The sequence below is a fragment of the Pseudarthrobacter sp. lyk4-40-TYG-27 genome (assembly GCF_030209295.1).
Taxonomy (GTDB): domain Bacteria; phylum Actinomycetota; class Actinomycetes; order Actinomycetales; family Micrococcaceae; genus Arthrobacter.
The window spans coordinates 225,435-251,499 of record NZ_JARVSH010000006.1; the positions used below are offsets into that span (position 1 = coordinate 225,435).

The 26,065-nt window shown below is 67.7% G+C and carries 25 protein-coding genes; 6 read left to right on the forward strand and 19 right to left on the reverse strand.

The genetic code is table 11. The features are described from left to right. Positions 1-73: 73 nt before the first annotated feature. From rdgB to clpS, 6 genes are all read right to left on the reverse strand, one after another. Positions 74-721, reverse strand: coding sequence for an RdgB/HAM1 family non-canonical purine NTP pyrophosphatase (rdgB, locus tag QRM96_RS12825; RefSeq protein WP_018760091.1), 648 nt, complete (start codon positions 719-721; stop codon positions 74-76). Then, positions 718-1,476 (reverse strand): ribonuclease PH, encoded by a 759-nt coding sequence (gene rph, locus QRM96_RS12830; protein WP_026264233.1) that lies wholly within the window; start codon positions 1,474-1,476, stop codon positions 718-720. The genes rdgB and rph overlap by 4 nt, the downstream gene beginning before the upstream one ends. Before the next feature lie 29 nt (positions 1,477-1,505). Then, positions 1,506-2,303: an MBL fold metallo-hydrolase gene (locus QRM96_RS12835; protein ID WP_018760093.1), complete on the reverse strand. Its 798-nt coding sequence runs from the start codon at positions 2,301-2,303 to the stop codon at positions 1,506-1,508. After that, a complete protein-coding gene (gene murI, locus QRM96_RS12840; RefSeq protein ID WP_285319911.1) occupies positions 2,300-3,328 on the reverse strand; it encodes a glutamate racemase in 1,029 nt (342 codons plus the stop codon). The genes QRM96_RS12835 and murI overlap by 4 nt, the downstream gene beginning before the upstream one ends. Positions 3,329-3,433: 105 nt before the next feature. Continuing rightward, the gene (locus tag QRM96_RS12845; protein WP_285319912.1) at positions 3,434-4,000 is read right to left on the reverse strand and encodes a DUF2017 domain-containing protein; all 567 of its coding nucleotides are present in this window, start codon (positions 3,998-4,000) and stop codon (positions 3,434-3,436) included. Beyond that, positions 3,993-4,376: an ATP-dependent Clp protease adapter ClpS gene (clpS, locus tag QRM96_RS12850; protein ID WP_018760096.1), complete on the reverse strand. Its 384-nt coding sequence runs from the start codon at positions 4,374-4,376 to the stop codon at positions 3,993-3,995. The genes QRM96_RS12845 and clpS overlap by 8 nt, the downstream gene beginning before the upstream one ends. 150 nt (positions 4,377-4,526) lie before the next feature. Between clpS and QRM96_RS12855 the strand changes: the two genes are divergently transcribed. Continuing rightward, positions 4,527-5,855, forward strand: coding sequence for a nicotinate phosphoribosyltransferase (locus tag QRM96_RS12855; protein ID WP_026264234.1), 1,329 nt, complete (start codon positions 4,527-4,529; stop codon positions 5,853-5,855). A 9-nt stretch (positions 5,856-5,864) separates the two neighbouring features. Continuing rightward, a complete protein-coding gene (locus tag QRM96_RS12860; RefSeq protein WP_133830892.1) occupies positions 5,865-6,497 on the forward strand; it encodes an isochorismatase family protein in 633 nt (210 codons plus the stop codon). Between the two features lie 3 nt (positions 6,498-6,500). On the opposite strand, the gene QRM96_RS12865 is transcribed toward QRM96_RS12860, so the two are convergent. The 5 genes from QRM96_RS12865 to QRM96_RS12885 form a co-directional block, all read right to left on the reverse strand. Continuing rightward, on the reverse strand, positions 6,501-8,279 hold the full coding sequence (locus QRM96_RS12865; protein ID WP_285319913.1) for a DEAD/DEAH box helicase: 1,779 nt from the start codon (positions 8,277-8,279) through the stop codon (positions 6,501-6,503). After that, a complete protein-coding gene (locus QRM96_RS12870; RefSeq protein ID WP_018760100.1) occupies positions 8,279-8,617 on the reverse strand; it encodes a DUF3039 domain-containing protein in 339 nt (112 codons plus the stop codon). The genes QRM96_RS12865 and QRM96_RS12870 overlap by 1 nt, the downstream gene beginning before the upstream one ends. 108 nt (positions 8,618-8,725) lie before the next feature. Then, positions 8,726-9,505 (reverse strand): glucosamine-6-phosphate deaminase, encoded by a 780-nt coding sequence (gene nagB, locus QRM96_RS12875; RefSeq protein ID WP_285319914.1) that lies wholly within the window; start codon positions 9,503-9,505, stop codon positions 8,726-8,728. A gap of 19 nt (positions 9,506-9,524) precedes the next feature. Beyond that, the gene (locus QRM96_RS12880) at positions 9,525-11,096 is read right to left on the reverse strand and encodes a transporter (RefSeq protein WP_285319915.1); all 1,572 of its coding nucleotides are present in this window, start codon (positions 11,094-11,096) and stop codon (positions 9,525-9,527) included. Beyond that, entirely contained in the window at positions 11,078-11,872 is a 795-nt protein-coding gene (locus QRM96_RS12885) for an ABC transporter ATP-binding protein (RefSeq protein WP_018760103.1), read from the reverse strand. The genes QRM96_RS12880 and QRM96_RS12885 overlap by 19 nt, the downstream gene beginning before the upstream one ends. A gap of 52 nt (positions 11,873-11,924) precedes the next feature. On the opposite strand from QRM96_RS12885, the gene QRM96_RS12890 reads away from it, so the two are divergent. Continuing rightward, the gene (locus QRM96_RS12890) at positions 11,925-13,802 is read left to right on the forward strand and encodes a Na+/H+ antiporter (RefSeq protein ID WP_285319916.1); all 1,878 of its coding nucleotides are present in this window, start codon (positions 11,925-11,927) and stop codon (positions 13,800-13,802) included. A gap of 21 nt (positions 13,803-13,823) precedes the next feature. Here the strand turns inward: QRM96_RS12890 and QRM96_RS12895 are convergent, their stop codons facing one another. Genes QRM96_RS12895 through QRM96_RS12910 form a run of 4 tightly spaced genes read right to left on the reverse strand, consistent with a single transcriptional unit; the run spans position 13,824 to position 17,912 of the window. Beyond that, positions 13,824-14,102, reverse strand: a complete 279-nt coding sequence (locus QRM96_RS12895; protein ID WP_018760105.1) for a DUF3253 domain-containing protein — start codon at positions 14,100-14,102, stop codon at positions 13,824-13,826. Positions 14,103-14,117: 15 nt separating this feature from the next. Beyond that, the gene (locus QRM96_RS12900) at positions 14,118-15,215 is read right to left on the reverse strand and encodes an NADH:flavin oxidoreductase/NADH oxidase (RefSeq protein WP_285319917.1); all 1,098 of its coding nucleotides are present in this window, start codon (positions 15,213-15,215) and stop codon (positions 14,118-14,120) included. Further along, positions 15,215-16,201 carry a tetratricopeptide repeat protein gene (locus tag QRM96_RS12905; protein ID WP_285319918.1) on the reverse strand — a complete coding sequence of 329 codons (987 nt, stop codon included), beginning with the start codon at positions 16,199-16,201 and terminating at the stop codon, positions 15,215-15,217. Before QRM96_RS12905 ends, QRM96_RS12900 begins: the two co-directional genes overlap by 1 nt. A gap of 52 nt (positions 16,202-16,253) precedes the next feature. Continuing rightward, positions 16,254-17,912: a DUF8094 domain-containing protein gene (locus tag QRM96_RS12910; protein ID WP_285320038.1), complete on the reverse strand. Its 1,659-nt coding sequence runs from the start codon at positions 17,910-17,912 to the stop codon at positions 16,254-16,256. Positions 17,913-18,146: 234 nt separating this feature from the next. On the opposite strand from QRM96_RS12910, the gene QRM96_RS12915 reads away from it, so the two are divergent. Further along, positions 18,147-19,454: an AI-2E family transporter gene (locus QRM96_RS12915; protein WP_018760109.1), complete on the forward strand. Its 1,308-nt coding sequence runs from the start codon at positions 18,147-18,149 to the stop codon at positions 19,452-19,454. A gap of 45 nt (positions 19,455-19,499) precedes the next feature. On the opposite strand, the gene QRM96_RS12920 is transcribed toward QRM96_RS12915, so the two are convergent. Further along, positions 19,500-20,297, reverse strand: a complete 798-nt coding sequence (locus QRM96_RS12920; protein WP_285319919.1) for an alpha/beta hydrolase — start codon at positions 20,295-20,297, stop codon at positions 19,500-19,502. 73 nt (positions 20,298-20,370) lie between these two features. Further along, positions 20,371-20,718, reverse strand: a complete 348-nt coding sequence (locus tag QRM96_RS12925) for an Rv1322 family protein (protein WP_285319920.1) — start codon at positions 20,716-20,718, stop codon at positions 20,371-20,373. 103 nt (positions 20,719-20,821) lie between these two features. Here QRM96_RS12925 and nucS point away from each other — a divergent pair, with 103 nt between their 5' ends. Continuing rightward, a complete protein-coding gene (gene nucS / locus QRM96_RS12930; RefSeq protein ID WP_026264238.1) occupies positions 20,822-21,517 on the forward strand; it encodes an endonuclease NucS in 696 nt (231 codons plus the stop codon). A 306-nt stretch (positions 21,518-21,823) separates the two neighbouring features. Continuing rightward, a complete protein-coding gene (locus QRM96_RS12935; RefSeq protein ID WP_011692441.1) occupies positions 21,824-22,027 on the forward strand; it encodes a cold-shock protein in 204 nt (67 codons plus the stop codon). 129 nt (positions 22,028-22,156) lie between these two features. Here QRM96_RS12935 and QRM96_RS12940 read toward each other — a convergent pair whose 3' ends face one another. Continuing rightward, positions 22,157-24,751 carry a phosphatidylglycerol lysyltransferase domain-containing protein gene (locus tag QRM96_RS12940; RefSeq protein ID WP_018760114.1) on the reverse strand — a complete coding sequence of 865 codons (2,595 nt, stop codon included), beginning with the start codon at positions 24,749-24,751 and terminating at the stop codon, positions 22,157-22,159. Beyond that, positions 24,733-26,061 (reverse strand): alpha/beta hydrolase, encoded by a 1,329-nt coding sequence (locus tag QRM96_RS12945; RefSeq protein WP_285319921.1) that lies wholly within the window; start codon positions 26,059-26,061, stop codon positions 24,733-24,735. Before QRM96_RS12945 ends, QRM96_RS12940 begins: the two co-directional genes overlap by 19 nt. Positions 26,062-26,065 lie beyond the last annotated feature (4 nt).

Here is a 26,065-nt window from a genome sequence, read left to right on the forward strand (position 1 = left end):
GCCCCACATCCGGAAAAAGGTGCGCACCCCGGCGGGATGCGCACCTTTTCTGTTGTGCGGCGTGCCGCTTCCTTCAGCCCGTTGCTTCCAGGGCTGCCACGATGGCGGGCAGCAGGGCACGGAAGGCCTTGCCGCGGTGGCTGATAGCGTTCTTCTCGTCGGCGGAGAGCTCGGCGCAGCTCCGGTTCTCACCGGCCGGCTGCAGCACCGGATCGTAGCCGAAGCCGCCGGCACCCCGGGGTTCGCGCAGGAGGACGCCCTCCAGCTGGCCGTACTCCACCACCTCGCGGCCCGGCCCTGCGGTGCCGGCGGGCACTGCCAGGGCTGCCGCGCAGACGAACGCCGCGCCGCGATGCTCATCGGGAACGTCCGACAGCTGGTTCAGCAGCAGTTCAAGATTGGCGGCGTCGTCACCGTGCCGTCCCGCCCAGCGGGCGGAGAAGATGCCCGGCGCCCCGCCCATGACATCCACGGCAAGCCCGGAGTCGTCGGCGATGGCCACCAGGCCGGTGGCCCCGGCCACCGCCCGGGCCTTCAGCAGCGAATTCTCGGCAAAGGTCACCCCGGTTTCGACGACGTCCGGCGCACCTGCCGCCGCAGCGTCCACCACCTGGGTGTCGACGTCGAGCCCGGGCACCTGCCCGCGCAGCAGTTCACGGAGTTCGCGCAGTTTCCCGGCGTTGTGCGTGGCGAGCACGAGCTTGGGTGAGGGTGCACTCACAGGGCGTCCGCCAAGGTTTCGCGCTGGATGGCGGCCAGCTGCGTGGTGCCCAGCAGGGCCAGGTCCAGGAGCTGGTTCAGCTCCTCCCGGTCAAACGGGGCGCCTTCCGCTGTGCCTTGGACCTCGACGAATTTGCCGGAGCCGGTGACCACGACATTCATGTCTGTTTCGGCCCGGACGTCCTCCACGTACGGCAGGTCCAGCATGGGAACGCCGTCGATGATACCGACCGAGACGGCGGCAATGGTGTCGAGGAGTGGCTGGGCGTTCTTGGCGATGAGCTTGGTGTCGCGGGCGAACCGGATGGCGTCCGCCAGCGCCACATAGGCCCCGGTGATAGCGGCGGTGCGTGTGCCGCCGTCGGCCTGCAGCACGTCGCAGTCCAGCACGATGGTGTTCTCGCCCAGCGCCTTGGTGTCGATGATGGAGCGCAGCGAACGCCCGATCAGGCGCGAGATCTCGTGGGTGCGGCCGCCAATCTTGCCCTTGACCGATTCCCGGTCCGAGCGCGTATTGGTGGCACGGGGCAGCATGGCATACTCGGCGGTGACCCAGCCGCGGCCTTCGCCTTTGAGCCAGCGGGGAACGCCGGCAGTCAGGGAGGCCGTGCACAGCACCCGGGTGTTGCCGAACTCGATCAGTGCCGATCCCTCAGCCTGGTTGGACCATCCGCGGGTGATGCTGATGGGCCTGAGCTGGTCGGGGGCACGGCCGTCGGCGCGCACGATGGGCACTGCAGTTGCTTCAGATGTCATGCCTTTAGCTTATCGAGTGCGGCCCGCCGCTAGATCGCGTAGTGGACACCGGCCACTGCCACGGCCACGTCGCCGGGAAAAACCGGCCGGGCCTCGGCCATGACGGTGGTGGGCGATGTCCACACCGGAATGTGGGTCAGCAGGAGCCGGCGGGCCCCGGCCACGGCTGCGGTCTCCCCCGCCCGCTTTCCGGTCAGGTGCACGTCCTTGATGCCGTCGTCGCGGCCCTCTTCGAAGGCTGCCTCGCACAGAAACAGGTCCGCGTCCTTGGCGGCTTCCTCAAGCCCGGCGCAGGAGTCGGTGTCGCCGGAGTACGTGAGCGTCCGGGTGACGGGGACGCCGTCCTTGCCGGGTTCCACCACCTCCACCCGCAGGGCGTAGGCCTCTTCGATGGGGTGGTTGACGGCGAAGGGCGTGACGGTAAACGGCCCCACGGTCACGGGTTCACGTTCGGTCCAGTTGCTGAAATCGAATTCCTCGTGCATGCCGGGATCCGGGTCCAGGCCGTAGGCGGTGGCCATCCGGTTGGCCGTCGCGGCAGGGCCCCACACCGGGATGCGGCCGCGGCCCCAGCCGCCGGGCTTCCAGCGGATGGCGACGTGCAGGCCGCACAGGTCCATGCAGTGGTCCGGGTGCAGGTGGGTGAGGAAGATGGCGTCGATGTCCTCCAGGTCGGTGTACCGCTGGATGGCGCCCAGCGCACCGCTGCCGAGGTCCATCACCACCTTCCAGGTCCGCTCGCCGTCGGTGGCGGTCAGCAGGTAGCACGACGCCGGGGAGCCGGGCCCGGGGAAGGAGCCAGTGCACCCCACGATGGTCAGCTTCACGGGCGGGGTCCTCCGGCTCGGCCGGCGTCGGCGAGTCCGCCGCCCACGAAATTGGAGATCCGGGGGCGTCCGCGCGCGGCCTGGGCGGCGGCAATCATTTCCGGCGTGATGCGGGCGAGGCTGCCGGTGGGGTATTGCGCGGCGACGTGGTCCACGTGCCGGACGGAGAGGACCTCGGGGCCCAGGAACCTCCGGGCGAGCGCCTCGAACTGGCCGGCGTCGCCGGTGGCCACGAAGTGGTGCTCGGGCGGGGTGTCGGACGGGCGTTGCAGGTTGTGGGTGGCCAGCGCGCGGTAGACGTCTTTGGCTGTCTCCTCGGCGCTGGAAACCAAGGTGACGTCCGCGCCCATCACGTAGGAGATGACGCCGGTCAGCAGCGGGTAGTGCGTGCAGCCCAGGACCACCGTGTCCACCCCGGCGGCCTTGAGGGGCGCCAGGTATTCCTCTGCGACGGCCAAGAGCGCCGGCCCGGTGGTGATGCCGGCCTCGACATAGCTGACGAATTCGGGGCATGCCACGGACGTGATGTCCAGGTCCGGCGCGGCGGCGAAAGTGTCCTCGTACGCGCGCGAGCCCACCGTGGCGGAGGTGCCGATCACGCCGATTTTCCCGCTGCGGGTGGCGGCGACGGCACGGCGCACGGCGGGCTGGATGACCTCGATGACGGGGATGCCGTATTTGGCGGTGTACCGCTCGCGGGCATCCCGAAGGACCGCGGCCGACGCCGAGTTGCAGGCGATGGTGAGCAGCTTGACACCGGAGTCCACCAGTTCGTCCATCACGCCCAGGGCGTTGGCGCGCACCTCGGCGATGGGCAGCGGGCCGTACGGTCCGTGGGCGGTATCGCCGACGTAGAGGATCGATTCGTTGGGCAGCTGGTCAATGATGGAGCGGGCCACGGTGAGCCCGCCAACACCGGAGTCGAAGACGCCGATGGGCCGGGTTTCCGGTGCGGCGGCCGGGAGGTCGCCGTCGCCGGCAGGCTGCGCATCCAACGTCGGGTCCGTGCTCGAGGCTGTTGTCATGATTATTCGAGGATAGGTCTTCCCGGAAGGCTCAGCCATCATCTTGTGTCCAGCGACTCATGTCGAATGTGTCACAACCAACGGCCTCCCCCTGGCCGCCGCAGCTCACCGGCGGGTTTCCAGGGACTGCAGCATGGCCTGGACCACGGACTCTTGAAGCCACGTGGTGAAGTTGTACACCAGGGCCAGGTAGCTTTCCACATCCTCGGCCTGGGACCAGTCCTGCATGCGGTGGACGTGTTCGGCGTCGGCCTCGTCGCGGATGTCCAGCCGCTCTGCCAGGACGAGCCGGACGTCATTGAGCGCCATGGACCAGTACTTTGCCCCCTCCGGCGTCAGGACGATCTCATCCTTGTCCAGGTCCAGCGCCGCCGCACGGAGCGCCCCGATTTTTGTTTCCCGCAGCGAGCGCTCGGTGAGCTGGCGGAACTCCAGGGACGCGGCGTCGTCGTTCTTCGAGATGTTGGGAAGGAGCCGCTTGACCGCGCGGTCCGTAGGTTCGGCAACGTCCATGTCCAGGCCAATGAGGGCAGCCAGCGGGTCCTGTCCGTCGCGGTCCTCCGGCTGGAGCATGGAGATGACGTCATCGATCAGGCTGCGCAGCAGGTCCCGTTCGGCAGGTTCCAGGAACCCGGTGATGCCCTTGAGGCCGTATTTGAATGCCTTAGCCACGCTTCCCCTTACCCTGGCCCGGACCGCCGGACTTACCCGTTTTGCCGCCGTGGCCGCCGCTGGCCTTTTCCACCGTGGCCCACAACCCGAACCCGTGCATCGCCACCGCGTGGCGTTCCACCTGTTCCTTGCTGCCTGCGGCCACGATCGAGCGGCCCTTCTTATGGACCTCCATCATGAGCTTGTTGGCTTTGGTCTCGGAGTAGCCGAAGTAGCTTTGGAAGACGTAGCTCACGTAGCTCATGAGATTGACGGGATCGTTCCAGATCACCAGGTTCCAGGGGATGTCCGGAGCGGTGAGGGAGTCGGTGGACTCCGCTGTGCCGGTCCGGACGCCCTCCCGTGTATCGGGGCCGGGCGCAACGCTTATGGTCATCTGTCCATTCTATGGGTGGGCCCACACTGGCGAGGGCCCCACGGCGAAGCGAAGCGAGACGAGGGAGCCGGTGGGTGGGCCCACACTGGCGAGGGCCCCACGGCGAAGCGAAGCGAGACGAGGGAGCCGGTGGGGACTAGAGTGACTTTCGTGAGCACCTCCGCCGGCTGGGACCATCCCCGCACGTCCTTTTACACCGACCATTACGAGCTGACCATGCTGCAGGCGTCCCTCCATTCGGGGGCGGCGCACCGCAAATCGGTGTTCGAGGCCTTCGCCCGGCGGCTGCCGGACGGCCGGCGCTACGGAATTGTGGCGGGTACCGGCCGCCTGCTGGAGGGCATCGCAAGCTTCCGGTTCGGCGAGGCGGAGCTGGACTTCCTGGAACGTACCAGGGTGGTCAACCGGGAAACCCTGGAGTACCTGGCCAACTACAGGTTCTCCGGGGACATCTGGGGCTACGCGGAGGGCGAAGCCTACTTCCCGAACTCCCCCATCCTGATCGTCGAGGCCTCCTTCGCCGAGGCGTGCATGCTCGAGACATACCTGCTCTCCGTCCTTAACCACGACAGCGCCATTGCCTCCGCAGCGTCCCGGATGGTCAGCGCGGCCGGCGGCCGGCCGTGCATCGAAATGGGTTCGCGCCGGACGCACGAGGAGGCTGCGGCGTCCGCCGCGCGGGCTGCCGTGATCGCCGGCTTTGACAGCACCTCCAACCTGGAAGCGGGCGCACGCTACGGCATCCGCACGGTGGGTACGGCCGCGCACTCGTTCACGCTGCTGCACGATAACGAGCGGGCGGCTTTCGAGGCCCAGATCGCGTCGCTGGGCGAAGGCACGTCCCTGTTGGTGGACACATACGACGTCGAGAAGGCAGTCCGCACGGCAGTGGACCTGGCAGGGCCACGGCTGGGCGCGGTCCGGCTGGACTCCGGCGACCTCGTCGCCCAGGCACAGTGGGTACGCCGGCTGCTCGACGACCTCGGTAACGAGCACACGAAGATCGTGGTCACGTCGGACCTTGATGAGTACGCCATCGCTGCGCTGCAGTCCGCTCCCGTTGATTCCTACGGCGTGGGGACCTCACTGGTCACCGGCTCCGGGGCTCCCACGGCCAGCATGGTCTACAAGCTGGTCAGCAGGACGGACGACGCCGGAAACTTCGTCTCCGTGGCCAAGGCGGCCAAGAACAAGGCCAGCGTGGGCGGCCGGAAGTATGCGTTGCGGAAACTGGACGAGCGCGGCACCGCCACGGCCGAGGTTGTGGGGGTGGGCCACCGGCCGGAGGATGACGGCAACGACCGGCCGCTGCTGCAGCAGTTCATGAAGAACGGCGAACTGCTACCGGGATGGACCGGGCACGAAGGCGTGGTCCGCGCACGGCAGCGGCACGCCGATTCCATGGCGGAGCTCCCCCCGGTGGTGAACCGCCTTCAGCGGGGCGAGCCCGCCATTCCCACGTTCTATGAAGACCACTGAGGAGGACGGATGTCCCGCGCACTGATCATCGTCGATGTCCAGAACGATTTCTGCGAGGGCGGCTCGCTCGCCGTGGACGGTGGTGCGGCCGTGGCCGGCGCCATCAGCGAGTACCTGGACGCCCACCACAACGAATTCGACTTCGTGGTGGCCACCCAGGACTGGCACATCGATCCGGGCAGCCATTTCTCCGACACGCCCGATTTTGTTGACAGCTGGCCCCGGCACTGCGTGGCCGGAACCCGTGGCGCCGAACTGCACCCGGACTTGGACACCGAGTACATCGACGCGTACTTCCGGAAGGGCCAGTTCGCGGCCGCGTATTCGGGGTTCGAGGGCCTGTTGGCTCCCGAGGACGCCGTTCCCACCGGGGAGCGCCAGGCCGGCGCAATGGCCGGGTCCCTGGACGCGTCGGGAGTGGACGAGGACGCGATCGGGCTCGATGACTGGCTGCAGAGCCATGACGTCGAAGACGTGGTGGTGGTGGGCATCGCCACCGACTACTGCGTGAAGGCCACCTCGCTGGACGCGGTCCAGGCGGGCTACGGCGTCACCGTGGTGCGGTCCCTGACGGCAGGGATTGCCGCCGACCTCGAAGACGCCGTAGCCGAAATGGAACTCGGCGGCGTGGATATCGCCTGAGGCCTATTTACGGCCGATGAACCAGTCCTGGAGCTTCCGGAGCCTGGACTGCAGCTGTTCCTCGTTGGCCTGTGCCACCGGGGGGCCGCCGCACACGGTGCGCAGCTTGGTATGGACCACGCCGTGCGGGGTGCCCGTCCGGGCGGCCCACGCCGCCACGTTCTTGGCCAGCTCGTTGCGCAGGTCCATCAGCATCCGGTGGTCAGGGACGGCGGGAACCTGGCTTTCGGCGGTTGGGGCCTTCCGGTTCTTCCGGTTCAGTTGTTCGTGCTGGCGCTGGCGCAGGAGCGTCCCCACCTGCTCTGCGTCCAGCAGGCCCGGAATTCCCAGGAAGTCCATTTCGTCGTCGGACCCTACCTCGCCGCCGGTGCCGAACTCGCCGCCGTCAAAAAGGACCCGGTCGAAGGAGGCCTGCGAGTCAAGTGCCTCGAACTTGCCCTTGGTGAGGCTGTCGGAGGCCTTTTCTTCCCGGTTGGCCTCCTCGATCAGCGAGTCTTCGGGGTTGAAGAGTCCGTCGCCGTCCTCATTTTCCGGCCGGTCCAGCGCGTGGTCGCGTTCCATTTCCATGGAGTTGGCCAGCGCCATCAGCTGCGGCACGGACGGCAGGAAGACCGACGCCGTTTCGCCCCTCTTGCGGGCACGCACGAAACGTCCCACGGCCTGGGCGAAGAACAACGGGGTGGAGGTGGACGTTGCGTAGACGCCCACGGAGAGCCGGGGCACGTCCACGCCTTCGGACACCATGCGGACCGCAACCATCCAGCGCTTCTCGCCGGCGGAGAATTCCTCGATCTTGCTGGAGGCCTTGGCATCGTCCGACAGGATGACGGTGGGCGATTCACCGGTGATCTTCTTCAGCTGCCCCGCGTAGGCACGCGCATCTTCATGGTCCGTGGCGATGACCAGGCCGCCGGCGTCCGGTACGGTGCGCCGGACTTCGCTGAGCCGCTTGTCCGCGCCGGCCAGGACAGCGGGGATCCACTCCCCCGCCGGATTCAGTGCGGTTCGCCAGGCGTGGCTGGTGATGTCCTTGGTGACGGCCGCCTCCCCGAGCGAGGCGGCCATCTCTTCGCCCGCGCTGGTGCGCCAGCGCATCTGGCCGGAGTAGGCCATGAACATCACCGGCCGGACCACGTGGTCGCGCAGGGCGTTGCCGTAACCGTAGGTGTAGTCCGCCTTGGAGCGGCGGATGCCTTCCCGGTCCTCCGCATACTCCACGAACGGGATGGGCGAGGTGTCCGAACGGAAGGGGGTTCCGGTCAGGGACAGCCGCCGCACCGCCGGATCGAAGGCCTCGCGGAGGCCATCGCCCCAGGACAGGGCTTCGCCGCCGTGGTGGATCTCGTCGAGGATCACCAGCGTCCGGGCGGCCTCGGTCTTGGCGCGGTGCAGCAAGGGCTTGCTGGCCACCTGCGCATACGTAACCGCAACACCGATGAATCCGCGGCCGTGCTGGCCGTCGGAGTTCTTGAAGTTGGGATCGATGGCGATGCCCACCTTGGCGGCGGCGTCAGCCCACTGCCGCTTCAGGTGGTCGGTGGGCGCCACGATGGTCACCCGGTTCACGGCACCGGAATCGATCAGCGTCGAGGCAATCCGGAGCGCGAAGGTGGTCTTACCGGCGCCGGGGGTTGCCACCGCAAGGAAGTCGCGGGGACTTTTCGCCAGGTAGAGGTCGAGTGCTTCCTGCTGCCAGGCACGGAGTTTGGGCGCGGTTCCCCAGGCTGCACGTTCCGGATAAGCCGGAGGCAGGGTGGGGCCGCCAAAGAGCGTCTCCGTCACTACTTATTGTTGCCCGAGTCGCCCGGACCCTTCCCGCCGTCGTTGCCCGGCCGGAGGCCCTCATAGACTTCCTTGCACTCGGGGCACACCGGGAATTTCTGCGGGTCCCGGCCCGGCGTCCAGACTTTGCCGCACAGCGCGATGACGGGCTCGCCCGTCAAAGCCGACTCCATGATCTTTTCCTTGCGCACATAGTGGGCAAAGCGCTCCCGGTCGCCCGGTTCTACCTCTTGGCGCAGTTCCTCGCGCTCGATGGTGGCCGTGGACGTTCCAGCCCCGGAAAGCTCGCGCATCGGGTCGTTTTCGAGAGGGTCCGTCATGCTAGTCATGGCATCCATCTTAGCCTTTCCGGTGGCCGGGCGTTCGACGGCGGCACGCCCGCGCCGGGGTGCGGCAGGGGCCGTCGTCGTCGCGTTCAGGGACGCACGCGACGGCCGGTACATCGCCTACAAGCCTTGCCAGCCGGGCTTGTTCTCATAGGTGTGGCGATAGAAATCCGCGAGTTTCAGGGCGGATGCCGCGGCCTCGTCCAGCAGGACCGTGGCATGGGGGTGGAACTGCAGGATCGAGGCCGGGCAGATGGCCGCCACCGGGCCTTCCACGAAGTCGCGGACGGCTTTGGCCTTTTGCGCGCCGGTGGCGAGGAGGATCACATGCCGTGCTGCCATGATGGTGCCCAGGCCCTGGGTGAGTACGTGGTGCGGGACCTCGGCGAGGCTGTTGAAGAACCTGGCGTTGTCCCGGCGTGTCTGTTCGATCAGGCTTTTGATCCTGGTCCGTGAGGCAAAGGACGAGCCCGGTTCGTTGAAACCGATGTGGCCGTCGGTGCCCACGCCCAGCAGCTGCAGGTCCACACCACCGGCCGCGGCGATGGCTCGCTCATACGCGGCGCAGGCTGCCGGGATATCCTCGGCGGTTCCGTCCGGTCCGTGGACGTTTTCCGGCGCGATGTTCACCCGGTTGGTGAATTCCCGGCGGATCACCTCCCGGTAGGACTCAGGGTGCCCGGCGGGCAGGCCAACGTATTCGTCCAGCGCGAACCCGGAAGTCCTGCTGAAGTCCAGGCCCTGCTGGTGCCGGGCTGCGAGTTCGTCATAGACCGGCAGCGGTGAGGACCCGGTGGCAAGGCCAAGCACCGCATCGGGTTTGCGCCGGACCAGTTTCTCGATGGCGTCGGCCGCGAGCCTTCCGGCTTGCCTGCCGCTGCCGAGGATGACGACTTCCATGCTCTTCCCTCCAGGGTTGTCAGCGGTTGACGGAAACCTGTGCCAGGAGTTCCGGGCCCCTGGCGTCAAGCCATTTGCCGCCCAGGCGGACACCGGCCGCGAAAAGGACCAGGCCCAGGAGGAGGCCGACGGCCAGGTTGATCCACCCGAACAAGGCGCTGCCCGTCACGGCCTGTGCCACCAGCAGGGCTGCCTCGGGGAGTACCAGGACCAGCAGGACCAGCATCCCCACAAACTGCACGGCGAGGGTCTGGCCGACGTTCCCGGGCGGCTTCTTGAACGGGCTGTCGCCGGGCAGCGGAACCGTGACTGTGTACCGGGCAGACACCACCGAAGACAAGCCAAGGCCGCTGAACAGGATCCCCAAACTAAGCCCCAGCTGGCCGGGCAACGCAGCCCAGTCGCGGGTCAGCGCCGCAGCCCCCACCGCGAACACCAGGACCACCGGCAGGGCGAAGGCAAGGCACGCGAGGGACCGGCCCAGCCGGTCCGCCACGCCGCGGACCCCGGTGGCCACGTGCAGGGCGAACGCGGTGTTGTCGTAGGACACGTCGGCGGAGATGGACCAGGCAAGGATGAACGCCGAGACCGGGGCAAGGAAGGCCACGCCCCCGTAGTGGCCTGTCTGCGCACCCTGGAACAGCATGATCACGGGAAGCAGAGGGATCACCACGAGCGAACCGGAATACCGCGGGTCCCGGAGCCAGTAGGTCAGTGACCTGGCCATCACGGCGCCTGCCGGGGTGGGCGGAAGGACCCCGAGCAGCCCAAGGCGGCCGCCTTTCCGCTTGCCGGCACCGGTGTACGGCGGCGTGACGAGGGCCCTTTCCAGCAGCAGCTTCCAGCACCAGGCCAGGCCGGCCAGGACCCCCACCGACACCAGCAGTTTCACGGCAGCCGCAGCCGGCCGGCCGGCAGCGACGTCACCGCCGAGCGCCCACGGCGCGCCCAGCGGGGTCCAGGACAGGGTCCCGGCGACATCCGGCAGGAACCCCGTGGAGGCCGACACCCCGCGGCCGACGGCCGCCACGATGGGACCGAGCAGCACCAGGGGAACCATGAAGGCGATGGCGCTGATGTCCTTGAACCGCCGGGACGCGGCGAGGCCCGCCGTGGCGGTGGTGACAACCTTTGCCAGCACGACGCACGTCATGACTCCCAGGCACGCGCCCACGAGGGCCGCGAGCGCGGGCAGGACACCGCGGGACCAGGTGGCTACCGTGGCCAGGGCGACCAGGGTGGTGGCAAGGCCCGGAATACCGATCAGGCCACCAAGGGCAAGGCCTGCCAGCAGCTGCCTCATGGGAATGGCGAAGGTCGTGAAGCGTGCCGGATCCAAGGTCATGTCCGTGGCGGAGGCCACCACCGGGATGACGCCCCAGCCGAGCACGGCGGCAGAACCGCCCAGCACCACGGCCGTGTGGGCGGTTCCGGTGCCCGCGTTCCGCAGCAGGACCAGGGCGATGACGAGCATGGCCACCAGGCCCAGCGCATAGAGCCCCGCGATGGCCATACCCACCAGCTGCCAGGGGCTGCGGCGCAGTCCGTTTCGCAGCAGCGTGAGCTTGAGCCTCAGAAGGTGCGCAACCATTCGAGCCCTTCCGTGTGGCTGTGGCCGCCCACGAGCTGCACGAACCGGTCCTCCAGGGAAGCACCGGCACGGACCTCGTCCACCGTCCCCGCGGCCAGGACCCGGCCGCGGGCCACGACGGCCACGTGGTCGCACATGCGCTGCACCAGGTCCATCACATGGCTGGACACGATGACGGTGCCCCCGGAAGCGACGTACCGGTCCAGGATGGAGCGGATGTTAGCGGCGGAGACCGGGTCCACTGCTTCGAATGGTTCGTCCAGGACCAGGAGCCGCGGGGCATGGATCATGGCGGAGGCAAGGGCGATCTTCTTGGTCATGCCGGCGGAATAGTCCACCACCAACGTCCCGGCGTCCTGGGCCAGGTCCATTGCCGCGAGGAGATCCGCCACCCGGGCCGCCACCACGGCCTTGTCCATGCCGCGCAGCAACCCGGCGTAGGTAATGAGTTGTTCGCCGGTGAGCCGGTCGAAAAGGCGGACACCGTCGGGCAGGATTCCCATCAAGCGCTTTGCCTCCAGCGGATGCTGCCAGACATCCACCCCATGGACCACGACGGTGCCAAAGTCAGGGCGCAACAGCCCCGTGGCCATGGACAAGGTTGTGGTTTTGCCCGCACCGTTGGGACCCACGATGCCAAAGAATGAGCCGGCCGGAACCTCCAGGCTGATGCCGTCCACCGCGATCTTTCCGCCGAACCTCTTGGCCAGCCCGCGGATGGACAGGGCCGGGATGGGCCCGGAATTCGACGCCTGGTCAGGGAGCGGAGCAGTCATGGTGCCAGCCTAGCCCGCGGAAGCGCGCTGTGCGGGGTGGGAGACTATCGTCATGGACATTGCGCTGGGCCTGCTGGTCATCGTTGCTGTGGTGTGCGCCGCCAGCGCCATCGGCCGCAGATTCAATATCCCCGTGCCGCTGCTGCTGGTCCTGGCCGGCGTGGCGGGCTCGTTCCTGCCTTTCATTCCCCCCGTTGAGCTGAATCCCGAACTGGTGCTGGTGGGCCTGCTGCCTCCACTGCTGTATGCGGCGGCGTTCCGGACATCACTGTTCGACTTCACGTCGAACCGCCGGTCCATTGGCCTCCTGTCCGTGGGGTATGTCATCTTCGGCACCCTGGCCGTCGGGCTGGTGGTGTGGTGGCTGTTCCCGGAGATCCCGTTGGCCGCCGCCATTGCGCTGGGCGCGGTGGTGGCACCCCCGGACGCGGTGGCCGCCACCGCCATCGCCCGGAAGGTGGGCATGCCCCGGCGGATCGTCAACATCCTCGAAGGCGAATCGCTGCTCAACGACGCCACCGCGCTGGTCTGCCTCCGGGCCGCCGTCGCGGCCATCGCCGGCTCCGTCTCAGCCCTGGACGTGGCCGGAGGGTTCGTGCTGGCCGCCGGCGGCGGGCTGGTGGTGGGCCTCGCCGCCGCGTACGTCCTCACCGAAATCCGGAAACGGATCAGCAACGTCGCCATCAACACCTCGGCGTCGCTGATGGCTCCGTTTGTTGCGTTCCTCCCCGCCGAAGCCATCCACGCATCAGGGGTGCTCGCCGTCGTCGTCACCGGCCTGGTCATGGGCACCAAAGCACCCTCGATGCCCAACGGTGCAGCCCGGCAAAGTGCCCGGAGCAACTGGGACACCGTGCAGTTCCTCCTGGAGAACGCGGTGTTCCTGCTGATCGGGTTGCAGGTCCGGACCATTATCGACAGCGTCCAGGACGACTCCCTGGGTGCCGGCCGCGTGTGGCTCGGCTGCGCCGTGATCCTGCTGGCCGTCCTGGTGCTGCGCCCGGTCTGGGTCTTCCCCGCCACCTACCTGCCGCGCCTGATCCCCTCTGTACGGCGGGCGGACCCGGCGCCGCCCTGGCAATTTCCGGCCATCGTGTCCTGGGCGGGCATGCGCGGTGTGGTCACGCTGGCCGCCGTCCTGACGCTGCCCGATGACCTGGAGCACCGCAACGTGCTGGTCCTGGCCGCCATGGTGGTAGTGGCCGGCACCCTGGTGCTGCAGGGATTCACGCTGCCTGCCTTGGTCCGGGCCCTGGGCCTGCCCGGACCGGACAGGCGTGAGGATGCCTTGAACCAGGCCTCACTGATGCAGCTGGCCACCGCCGCGGGAATGGAACGCCTGGACCAGCTGCGGCGCGAGAGCGATCCCCCGGAGGTCATGGACATGTTGCGGCGCCGGACGCAGGAGCGGGGCCTGGCCGCCTGGGAACGCCTGGGCCGGCCGGGGGCGGAGTCCACCACGCCCAGCCAGCGCTACGCCCAGCTGCGGATGGCCATGCTGGAAGCCGAACGGGACAAGGTCCTGGAACTGCGCCGCGGCGGGGACTTCGCCCACGAAGTCCTCAGCGAGGTCCTCGAGCGGCTGGACATCGAAGAGTCCATGCTGGACGCGTCCCTCAACGAGCTCGATTCCGCCACTGACGCCGGCGGCGGCGAGGGATTGGCCCAACCCGGGGGCGTTTGCGACCACCTGACGGCGGCCATGCTGTCCCCGGTCCCCGACAACCCTGCCTGTGCGGGGTGTGAACGGGAGGGGACCACACCGGTGCATCTGCGCATGTGCCTGGCATGCGGCCAGGTGGGCTGCTGCGACTCGTCCGCCGGACGGCACGCCAGCCGCCACTTCAAGGAAACCGGGCACCCCGTCATGCGGAGCATCGAACCCGGCGAACAGTGGCGCTGGTGCTATGTGGATGACCTGCTGGGCTGACCCCGTACCGGTGCGTTGCGCTTACCGGGCCCTGCGGATGCGGATAGGGCCCTTGGCTGACGCCGGATCCACGACGGCACCGCCTTGGGTGACCTCCACCTCTCCCGCTTCCACCAGCCGGCGCGCGGCCTGGCGCGCGGCCTCCATCAGTCCCCGCCAGTCGGCCCCGCCCACCGCGCGGGCGGCGTCGGACGGGCAGATGCTGGACGTCGCGGCGCGTGACGCCAGCAGCTCAAGGATGCCGGCTTCAAGCGCGCGGTCAGCGGATGACAGGCTGTGGTCCGGCTGCCGGTTGTCCATGGGCTCAGGCGGCCGTCAGAAGGAACGCCGCGGCACGGCGCGCTCGTACTGCGGCGGCCACGTAATGTCGTAGCCGAGTTCGAAGGCCGCGCGCAGCCACCAGTGCGGGTCCCGGAGGGCCGCCCGGGCGATAAAGACCCCGTCTGCCTGTCCGGTGGCAATGGCATGCTCGGCCTGGCCAGGGGTGGTCAGGAGTCCCACCGCCCCCGTGGCCACGTGCGCCTCCTGCCGGATGGCTGCGGAGAATCCTGTCTGGTAGCCCAGGCCCGGTTTGATCTGCTGGTGCGCGACCGCCCCGCCGCTGGAGACGTCCACCAGGTCCACGCCACGGGCCGCGGCCTCTCGGGCCAACCGGACCGAAGCGGCCAGGTCCACCCCGCCGGGCGCCCAGTCGGTGGCCGAGATCCGGAGCAGCAAGGGCATGGAATCCGGAATGACGGCACGGACGGAGTCGATCACCGCCAGGGTCAGCCGGTTCCGGCCGGCTTCGTCACCGCCCCACTCGTCGTCGCGTTTGTTAATCAGCGGGCTCTGGAACTGGTGCAGGAGGTAGCCGTGCGCGGCGTGGATCTCTACGGTGTCAAAGCCAGCGTCCACGGCGCGGACCGCCGCGGCGGCGAAGTCGGAAATGACACCGCGGATGTGCTCCACGGTCATGGCCGCAGGGGCGGCGTACCCTTCGAAGGCGGTTTCGGAGGGGCCCAAGGTCTGCCAGCCGCCATCCGAGGCCGGGACACTGCCCTGCTTGCCGGAGAACGGCCAATACGTGGACGCCTTCCGGCCGGCGTGGGCCAACTGGACGCCGATCTTGGCCTCGGCGGCGCCGTTCCGGTGGACGAACGAGGTGATCCGCTGCCAGGCTCCGGCCTGCTCGTCGTTGTACAGCCCGGCGTCGCGGGGGCTGATCCGGCCCTCGGCGTTCACGGCTGCCGCTTCGGTGAGGATCAGCGCCGCGCCGCCCGTCGCAAAAGCCCCCAGGTGCACCAGGTGCCAGTCGTTCGGAACCCCCGGGCCGTCGTCGGGATCGCAGCTGTACTGGCACATGGGCGATACCCAGCCCCGGTGCTGCAGCTGGAGCGACCTCAAGGCCAGGGGCTGGAACAGGGCAGGCACTAGAACAGCACTCGTGCGAGCGCCTGGCGCGCCTTGGCGACGCGCTCGTCTCCGGCGCCCACGACGTCGAACAGTTCCAGCAGCCGGACGCGGACTGTTTCCCGTTCCGGGCCGAAGTTTCTGCCGATGAACGCAACGAGGCGGTTCAGGGCATCGTCCACATGGCCGCCAGCCACGTCCAGGTCCGCCACCGCCAGCTGCGCATCAAGGTTATCCGGCTCGTTCGCCGCCCGGGCGCGGAGGGCCTCGCTGTCCTGGGCGGACAGCGGCTGCAGCCGGTCCATCAGCTCCACCTGTGCCAGCCCGGCTTTGGCCTCGTGGTCCGAGGGCATTTCCCGCAAGGCCTGGCGGTAAGCCTCCGCGGCGGCGGCGTAGTCGCCGGCTTCGATGGCATCGAAAGCGGCTTGGTGCAGCGGCGGAAGCGGCGCGGGCTCCTGCTCTCCCGCCGGACCGCCGTCGAGACTTCCGGTCACACCGTTGGCGGCCGCCACCTTGAGGAGCTCGTCGAACAGGCTGCGCACCTGCTGTTCGTCAGCGGCGCCCTGGAAGAGCGGCACCGGCTGCCCCTTGAGGACGGCGACAGCGGTGGGGACGGCCTGCACCTGGAAGGCCTGGGCAAGCTGCGGGAAGGCTTCGATGTCCGCGGCGCCCAGGACCAGGCGGCCGCCGAAGGAGGCAACCACGCGTTCGAGGGTCTCCAGCATCCTGCCGGATTCCGGCGAGTAGGAAGCCCACAGGGCAAATACGACCGGAACCTGGGCGGAGAGTTCAACGAGTTGCTGGAAGTTCGCTTCGGTGACGTTGACCGTGAGCTCCGCTCCGCCTTCGGGCGCCTCCTGGCCAGGCGCCGGGCCCGAGCCGGCTGCCGGGCCGGACGGCGCAGCGGGAGCTGCGGGCCGCTTCAGCGAGGAAAGGTCGACGGCGCCGCGCAGGTTAAGCAGGCTGGCAGCGGCAGGAGGGACTGGGCGGGAAGCTGGCGAACTCATGTTTCCCACTCTAGCCACTCCGGCCGCTGCCGGTGGTAATACGGTCGGGGGCCTACTTGAAGCTGGCGCCTACCAGGCCGCGGGTTGCGGCGACGAGCTTCATCGGGTCCGAGGATCCTGCCGGCGGCACGTAGACGGCCATGGATTCGGCGAAGCTCAAGACCATGCCGGTACTGGTTTCCTTGCCGCCGGCCAGGGCTGCCGCATCGTCGCCGATGCTGAGCTTGTCACCGGCAGCCTTGGGGGTGCCCTCGAAGCCGAAGTTGATGCGGCCCAGGACGAGGGCCCCGCCGTCGGAGGTACGGAACACCACCGTGCTTTCCGGCACCACCTTGTGGGTGAAGGAGAAGTTGCCGTTCTCGCCGGCCTTCACCACCTCTGCCTGGTAGGACAGGGTGTCGGCGATGTACGGCGAGGACTGGCCCTCGACCAGCTTGTCCTTGAACGGGGAGTCCGCTGACGTGAGCCTGTCCGCCAGGCCGGACATGGCTTCCTCACCGCTGTAGAGCAGTCCGGTCTTGTCCGAGGCGGCCAGCGTCTCGGTCCCTCCGCGGCTGATGTTAGGGAACGTGGTGCCCGGCTGGAGGGGGGTGGTCTCCATCAGCTTGTAGTTCTCCCGCGGGGACTGCTGGACCAGCGTCAGGATTTGCGGCACGACGTTGCCGTCGCCCTGGGTCACGGCCAGCACTTGCCGCGGCCAGTCCCGGTCGCTGGTGATCACGGTGGTCAGCAGCTTGGTGGAGCGGACAGGCATGCGGGGCTCGTAGGAGCCCACCTGGGAACGGATCTTGTAGTTCTGGGTCCGGATCTCCAGCTCGGGTCCGGCCACGCGGTCGGCAAGCTTCGCCGCATCCTTGGCGGCGTCCCCTGCGTCGGTCGCGCTCGAGACCTGCTCCAGGATGCGCCGGAACTGGGCTTCGAGGAGGACCGGAGAGCCGGTGCCGTCCTTGGCCGCCGGTGACGACGCACTGCCCGACGGCTGCGGGCTGGGGCTTGCCGCCTGTGCGGCGGTTCCGGATCCCGCCAGGACCACAGCTGCCACACCTGCGGCGACCATGGTGGCCTTGGTGGTGGACTCCGCCTGCGAACGGGCGCGGGCCCGCCGGGCGTAGCGGCTGCCGCCGTCGCGGCCTTCGCCGTCCTTGGTCCGCGCAGACACCAAAGCCAGCACAATGCCGCCCACCATCAGCAATCCGCCGATGACCATCAGCGGAACGGCCCACGGGGTGGATGTGTCGTTCGGGAAGGTCATGGACACCGATGCCGGGGCCGCCTTGGTGCCGTCGGAGGCAAGCAGGAGGCTCCAGTCGCCGTCAGCCGGCGGAGTCCAGGTGTAGTCCAGTTGACCGCTGGCATTCTCGGTGGACGCCCAGAGGTCCGAGCCCGCCGGGTTGGGCGCCGTGGCGTCGCCGTCGGCATGCTCAACCTGCAGGGACTTTCCGTCCTCGGAGACCCCGTTGATGGTGTTGTGGGCGGTCTTGCCGACCCACGCGCTGACGTCGTCGGGCCGGCCCGTTGCCAGCATGAAGTTGCCGTCGCCCTGGACCGAGATCTTGACGGTTCCGCCGTGCAAGGTGCGCAGCTTCTGGTCAATGACAGTCAGCGGGGCCGCGGCGGCGTTGGCCGGCAGGGACGCGGTGAAAGTCTCGGATGGAGCCCAGATGGTTCTCTGGCCAATGCCGGCCAAAAGTGTCAGGAGGCCGAGCAGCACAAGTGCGGCTGCAGTCTTTAAACGCAAGGGAAACACCTATCATCAGCGGGGGTTTACCTTCAATAGTAACCTTTTTGTTACCAGGGACCCCGAATCCTGGGTTCAAGCGGGCAGTCCGGAGGTGCTCCGGCGGCGCCGTCGGCTGGTGCTGACAAGCCTGCTGATAGTGTTTGCGATGATCATCACAGCGGCCCGCGAAGACGGCGCCACACACGGAACAGGCCCCAAAAACCAGTGACTGACAAGACGGACCCGTCCTCCCCGGCAGCCGAAAATTCCGGGGATCCGGGCAGGGCTGTCCCGGCTCCCCATGCCATGGCAGCGGCCCGACGGCGGGGCGGCGCCGCAGCGGCCCTCGGCCAGGTGGTCCGCCGGCTCCGCCAGCCGCTGCCCGGCGCCCAGCCCCGGCTTCGGTTCGAGATGCCGCCGGAGTTCGGCGGCCAGGCTCCCGAGCGGGAGTACGACGACGAGGACGAGCCGCAGTTCGGGCATCCCGGGCCGCGGATGTCTCCCCAGCATCCGCTGTACATGGGATTCATGGGAACAGTCGGTGTGGGCCTGGCCCTGCTGGTGTATTGGATCGGATCCCACACCACGCAGCTGCTGCTCTGGATTGTTGCCGCGCTGTTCATCGCCCTGGGCCTGGAACCGGTGGTGGGTTGGCTTGAGAACCGGAAGATTCCCCGGCCCGCCGGAATCCTCGTTTCGGTGGCCGTGCTGATGGGCGCCGTCGTCGGGTTTTTCGCCACCCTGATCCCCACGATCGTTGAGCAGGTCTCCGAAATCGTGCGCCAAGCACCTGACTGGGTGCGCAGCTTCATGGATTCGGATTTCTTCCGCAGCGTCGATGACCAGTTCGGGGTCAGGGACCGCATCACCGAGGAACTGAACAAATTCGTGAACGATCCGGCAGCCATGGGTGGCATCTTCGGCGGCGTCGTCGGATTTGGTTCGACCCTTGCCAACAGCCTTTTCGGCACCCTCATCGTGCTGGTGCTGAGCCTGTATTTCCTGGCGGCGCTGCCGGCCATGAAAAAGTGGGGCTACCGCCTGGCACCGCGATCCCGCCGGAAGCGGGTGGCCGCCCTGTCGGAGGAAATCACCCGTTCGGTGGGCAACTACGTCATCGGCCAGGCCTGCGTCGCCTTGCTCAACGCCACATTCGCCTTCATCGTGATGTCGATTGTCGGTGTACCGTTCGCCTTGCTGCTGGCGTTTGTGGTGGTGCTGCTCGCCTTCATTCCACTGGTGGGCGGCATGATCGCGGGCATCGTGGTCACCCTGGTGTCACTCACGCAGGGCTGGCAGACAGCCGCGGTCTATGCGATCTGCTACTTCGCCTACCTGCAGTTCGAGGCCTACTTCATCTCGCCGCGCATCATGCAGAAGGCAGTGGCGGTCCCGGGGGCCGTGGCGGTGATCTCGGTCATCGCCGGCGGCAGTCTGCTGGGAGTCCTGGGCGCCCTGATTGCGATCCCCACGGCGGCCGCCGTGCTGCTCCTGCTCCGCGAAATCTATATCGCGCGCCAAGACCAGCACTAGCGGACCCCGACGCAATCCGGGGGGCGGGACCGCCTGGACGCAACCTCAGGACGCAGCGGTCGCCGTCGGGCCATCCCATTCCTGCGGAAGCGGCGTTGCTGATCCCTCGGGACTGACCCGGGCGACGATGTCGTTCAAGACACGTGCTGCGTACTTCTCGCCCACCCACAGGTGCTTGGCGCCGGCAACGCCCACGACGTCCGCCTGGGGCACCAGGCTGAAGCGCCCGGCGGCCTCCGCCGGCTGGAGGAAGTCATCGTGCTCCGGCACCAGGACGGTGAGGGGCTTGCCGGATTCGGCCCATTGCTGCAGGTGCTTGTCCGTGGCCCGGTGCAGCGGAGGCGAGAGCAGGACCGCACCTTCAATCTGGCTGGCCACCGGCTCAACGGCGCCGTACATCAGCGCCAGTTCCGTTCCAAAGGACCAGCCCACCAGCCACCGGTTGGGCAGCCCGCGGTCGACGGCGAGACGTACGGCCGCCTCGACGTCGTACCGTTCCCCGATGCCTTCCTCGAATCCGCCGCTGCTGGTGCCGCGGGGTGAGGCCGTGCCGCGGGTGTTGAACCTAAGGACGGCGATGCCGGCCAGTGCCGGGAGGCGGTAGGAGGCCTTGCGGTAGACGTGGGAATCCATGAATCCGCCGTGCGTGGGCAGCGGGTGGAGGGTAATCAGCGTGGCGATGACCGGGCCGCTCTCGGGCAGTGCCAGTTCGCCCACCAGGGTGTGGCCGTCCGCGGTCTGCAGCTCGATGTTCTCCCGCCGGGCGGGCAGGACCGTGGAAGCACGGATGGGTGCGGGACCCTGGGCTTGGGTGAAGTGGAACGACGCCGGATCAAAAGTCATGGTTTCCAGCTTAGCGACCAACGGGTGGCCGAAGCCCGGACGGCCGGGTGCGCAGGCGGCGCCGCCCGCGCGGTCAGCGGTGCCGGTAGCTGCGGGACATCCAGCAGTTGGTGTGCCAGTGCCGCCGTTCGGCAAGGCCGGCCGCCGCCCCGAAGAGGTGGTCGTCCTTCCAGACCACCAGGTGCGCAACGCCGGGCAGGACAGCCGTGGAGCACTCCGGGCAAATGTAGGTTTTCTCCGCGTTTTTGGCGGTCATGGTGCGGACCATCCATTCGCCGTCCGGGGCGCTCTCCCGGCGCGCGATGCCGGCCCGGGCCCGTTCCAGGTCAAGTTCCGGGACCTCCTGTCCCTTGCGCCCTGCTCCCCTGGCCGAAGCGCCCTTACCGGATACTGGACGGCGGGGACGGTTCGAACGCGGCATGCATCCATTCTGCCCCAGCCGCCCGCCGGCCCGCGCCTCCACGCACTCCCGGCCGTCCGTCGTCGGCATGGCCCGTACGGTTCCACGCGGTAGTCTGTACGGCGTGCGACTCGTCATAGCCCATTGCTCCGTTGATTACGTTGGCCGGCTCAAAGCCCACCTTCCCCTGGCCACCAGGCTCCTGCTGGTCAAGGCCGACGGCTCGGTGCTGGTGCATTCGGACGGCGGTTCCTACAAGCCGCTGAACTGGATGAGCCCGCCGGCAACGCTGCGGGTTTCCTCCCCCGATGAGGTGGACCTGGAACTTGGCGTGGTGGAGCAATGGACCGTGCAGTCGGCCAAGACGGACGACCGGCTCATTATCAATATCCACGAGAAGATCACCGAGTCCTCCCACGACCTCGGGGTTGATCCGGGACTGATCAAGGACGGCGTCGAAGCAGACCTGCAGCGGCTCCTGGCCGAGCAGATAGAGACGCTCGGTGAGGGGTATTCCCTGATCCGGCGCGAGTACTTCACCGCGATCGGACCGGTGGACATCCTGGCCCGGGACGCCGATGGCGCCACCGTGGCCGTGGAACTGAAGCGGCGCGGCGACATCGACGGTGTGGAGCAGCTGACGAGGTACCTGGAGCTGCTCAACCGCGATCCCCTGCTGGCGCCGGTCCGCGGCATCTTTGCGGCCCAGCAGATCAAGCCACAGGCGAAGGTGCTCGCCAATGACCGCGGCATCGCCTGCGTGACGCTGGACTATGACGCCATGCGCGGGGTGGACGACAGCGAATCCCGGCTTTTCTGACCCGACGGCCCGTTGCTTTGGGCACCTAATACTCGGCCTGAAATCCCGGAGCATCATTGTCACCTGGTTTTTACCTAAATTTTATGCATTTTCGTGTTCGGGCCGTTGACCTGCGGGAACGGGCATGAAATTCTGGTCTCAGTCTTTGTGTAGGTGTTTTTCATGCTCGCAAGACATGTTGCGAGCGCGAAGCTCCTGCAGCGCCGGACCTTTTGTGGCAAGGCAATCCAGGATTCTTCTCGCGGAGTGACCAAGGTCGGCACGAGGTGTGCCGTTCTTAAAAAGTTCCACAATGAGGAGAAATAAATGGCACAGGGAACTGTGAAGTGGTTCAACGCTGAAAAGGGCTTCGGCTTCATCACCCCGGATGACTCCGACGGCGATGTCTTCGTTCACTACTCCGAGATCCAGACCGGCGGCTTCAAGACCCTCGACGAGAACCAGCGCGTTCAGTTCGAGATCGGCCAGGGCGCCAAGGGTCCCCAGGCTACCGGCGTAACGCTCGTCTAGTCACCCGGCGCGGCCGCATGGCGGCCGTCCAGCAACGAAGATGATCCCCGGCAGGAATGCCGGGGATCATCTGCGTTTGCGCACGTGGGGAGCGTCGAGGTGCCCGGCGGCCGCCCGCCGTATTCGCGCTCAGGTGACCAGTTTGCGGACCAGGCGTGCACCCTGCGCCAGCGAGAGGCCGGGAAGGTAGGCCCGGGTCAGCGCCCTGCCAATGGCCGGCAGGTGGAGGGGGTCCTGGTAATACAAGTAGAGCGCGCGGTACTCCGGCTTGAACCGGGACTTGAACGCTGCCAGCGACCGGAACCCGTAGACCGGCTCCAGCGCGTGGCCCACCAGGTCCAGGATGCGCACCAGGTTCTGTGCCCCCTCATCGGTGGCGCCGGCGTCTGCTTCGGCGTCCTCCCCCGCATCGGCCTGCCCTCCGTGCTCCTCCGGCCGGCTGGCCAGTGGCGAGCCGGACAGGGAAATGACGTCCACCGAATCCTTCAGCTCCAGGACCGCGGATGCAATCAGGAACTCCATCACGCCCGGGAAACCCTCGCTGCCGCGGCGCATGACATCAAGCGTCCTGCTGACCAGCCGGCCGTCGTCGTACACGGGAAGCCAACTGGTAACGCCGTGGACGGTACCATTGCCGTCCACCGCCAGGCAGCACAGGACCTCCTCGTCGTCGAGCTCGTCCACTCCCCCCAGCGTGAAGCCCATTTCCGGCACGGATTTCCCGGCCGCCCACTCTTCCGACACCTCATTGAGCCGCGAACGCAGTGCGGCAGGCAGTGAATGGTAGGAGCCCCACACGGCGTGGACGCCGAGCTTCGAGGCCCGGTTGAGCGCGGTCCGAACGTTCTGCCACTCCTTGCCCTTGAACTCGAGCTCATTGAGCCGCAGCCGCGTTTCCTGCGCCACTGCCACCCGCGAGAAGCCCCGCTCCCGCAGCGCCGGCCACAGGGTGTCGTCACAGGAATAGAGCGCAGGGATCAGCGCCTGGGTGCGGCAGTAATCCAGGAACCCTTCGGTCACCCTTTGCTCGGCCCTGCGGTCGCCGATGGCTCCGCCCAGGGTCAATGCCACGGTCCCGTGCTGCTGGAAGGCCATGGCGCCGGCGCCGTCCGGACTGAACCAATATGTGTTGGGCTCCCACAGGGCCATCCAGGACAGGGGTCCGCCGCCCTGGTGAAGCAGCTCGCGGGCACGGTCCCGGTCCTGCCGGCCAAAGCCGAGGCCGTGGTGCCGCCCAATGAGGACCCACCACACAGCCACCAGGGCGACAATCCAGAACACCGGTCCGGAGTAAGCGAAGAGCAGCGTCTCGGCGCTGTCGCGCTCCGCGAAAACGCGGCGGAAATGCTGCGGAATGGGAACCGGCACGTACTGCCGCGCCAATTCGGCGAAGAGTCCCAGCAAACCCCCGTCACGGGCAAGGCCACCCGAGAGGAACCACGCCACGGTGTAGGAGCTTGCCAGGGCGAGCCAGGTGCCGCAGACCACCGCAGCGAGCGTCCGCCGGGCGCCGGGCCGCGTCTGCACGCGGAACTGGCGGCGGTTAAGCCACAGGATGATTGCGAGCAGCAGCGGCACGATGACAAGGGGAAGCACGTGGGCAAAGGCCGATGACAGGGGCGTCGAGTGGGTGCCCTGAAGGCGTGACGGGACCAGGGCGAAAAGGGCCAGGTAGACAGCTGCCAAGGCCGTCACGGCCAGCTGGATGGCAAGGGCAATGTTGAGGGCCAGCCGGCGGCCGCGGCGCATGCCGTCCGCGCAGATCAGCAGCAGGATGACCGGCACCACCGCCAGCGCCAGGCCGAATGGCCCGGCAAACCCGGCCCTGCCGGTTTCCAGGCAGGAGGCATCCACCGTTGCCCCGCAGTTGAACACCAACTGGCTGAGCGTGGGCATCGGGCTGAGGACGACGTCGCGCAGCAATGCCAGCGGGCCGGTGGGAGCCCGTGTGATCCCGGTCAGGATCGGCCCCACGGCAAAGACCGCGACGGTCAGGGCCAGGAGGTTCCTGGTTTCGCGGCCGGTGGAACGGTGCCGGTGGAGCCGCCCCTGGTCGCCCTGGATCCACCAGCCCGCCAGGAGGCCAAGGAGGGCCCCGATGAGGCCGATCACCGTTTCCGCGTGGCCAACGTAGAGCACCAGCAGGATCGACACGGACAACACCGCGGTCCGGAGCCGGCGCTGCCACAGCAGAGTGATCCGGGCACTGGCCGCCAGCCCGGCGGTCAGGATCGGGGCGTAGGGGCCGATCAGGATATCGTCCGCCATCTGGTCCAGCCAGCCGTCGCCAACATATACGGCCACCTGGGTGACCAGGAGGAAGACGGTCACTGCCGCGAACTGGCCGCCGAAATAGAGGCCGACGGCGGCGCGGCGTCCCAGCTTGCGTTCGGCCAGGCCCAGCAGCAGGATCATCATCAACGACGCCGTGAGGTAAGCCAGCGGGTTGGTGGCAAAGAACATGCTGGTGAAGAGGGACCACCATTGCCCGCCACGAAGGCCGGGACCGCTGACCGAGGCAAGTCCCAGGAGTTGTTCCGGCGGGCCGTCCAGGAAGCTTCCCGTCACGGCGGCTGCCGCCAGGAACACAGCCACGACGCCCAAGGTGAACGGCATGGATTTGAGGGTTTCAAGGGTTTGGTGCATTGCCGGACGGCCCACGGTGGCCCACATCAACGCCACCGTGCGGTCCGGTTTCGTGGTGCTTACCACTTCAGCCCCCATTGGCTGCCGAGGAATGCCAAGGCGTCACCGAAGCGCTTTGAGGACGTGTCCCAGGAATGTCCGGTGTGTTCCACCTCGTAGGCCTGCACGGTAAAGCCGGCGTCCTTGGCCGCCGCCGCGAGCGTGTGGAGGTTCCCCACGAACTCCGGATCGTTCTGGCCTGCGGTCAGGAACATGCCGCTGGTCTCAAACCGTTGGTGTTTCATGATCTCCAGTGGAGTCTGCTTGATGAATTCGTCCGGGTTCCCCGGAAAGGCTGCGTCAATGGTCTTTTGCCGCTCCTTGGCGATGGCGGGCTCGGCTTCGCTGGAAAATCCGAGCACGTCCGCGAAGACATCCGGGTGCCTGGTTCCCATTTGGATGGCACAGGTGCCGCCGAAAGAGAATCCACCCACGGCCCAGTGGCTGTGGTTGGTGTCAACGGCAAGGGTGGAACTGATCCATCGCGGCACGTCCTGCGAGAGGTAGGTGTCCGCTTTCGCGATCTTGCTGTCCATGCACATGGTGTTGGCGGACTGTGATCCGTTGGGATCGGGGATGACCACCACCGGGGCCACTCCCCCGTGCGCCGCGGCAAACGAATCCATGTGGCCACGGATGGCGCCGCCCGTCAGCCAGTCCGCGGGGCCGCCGGGCTGGCCCGCCACCAGGACAAGCACCGGCAGGGCGGGACGGTTGGCAGCGAAGTAGGCCGGCGGAAGGTAGAGATAGGCATCGCGGTTGCTCATCCCGGACAGCGTTCCCGGGATGGCTGCCTTACGCAGGACACCGCCGGCAGGCAGGTCGCCGGCGGGCTTCCAGCCCTGGAGGGACACGCCATCGGATTCACCGGGGTGGCGCATGAGCTCCTGTTCCAGCGCGGGTATCCGGGCCAAAGCGGTTCCCAGCAAGTCGCTGACAGTACGGTTCAGTCCGAAGTAGGCATTGATTTGGAGGGTAGAGAGGGCCACCACCAGGAGCGCCGCGAGGAATCCGCTCCCGTAATGGGTCCAGGAGGTCCGCGGCAGCCTCATGATTCCAAGGATGACGGCCGAAACACCCGGCACGAACCACAGCAGAACGGGCTCCGGGATGTCCTCCGGAAAGACGGTAAGGACGTTGATCATGATCCAGTGGACGGTTGCCACCAGGACGAAGGCTGAGGCGATGGCAACAAAGACACGGATTGCCCAGGCGCGGATCCGTAGGTCCGCTGTTTCCCAGGCGCGCGAGGGTGGTACCAGGAGGTAGGCCGCCCCGCCTAATCCCAATACCAGGACAGTCCCAAACAGGGGCCCGTCCGTAAGCCGAATGTCTGAAAGCCAGTCCACGTGG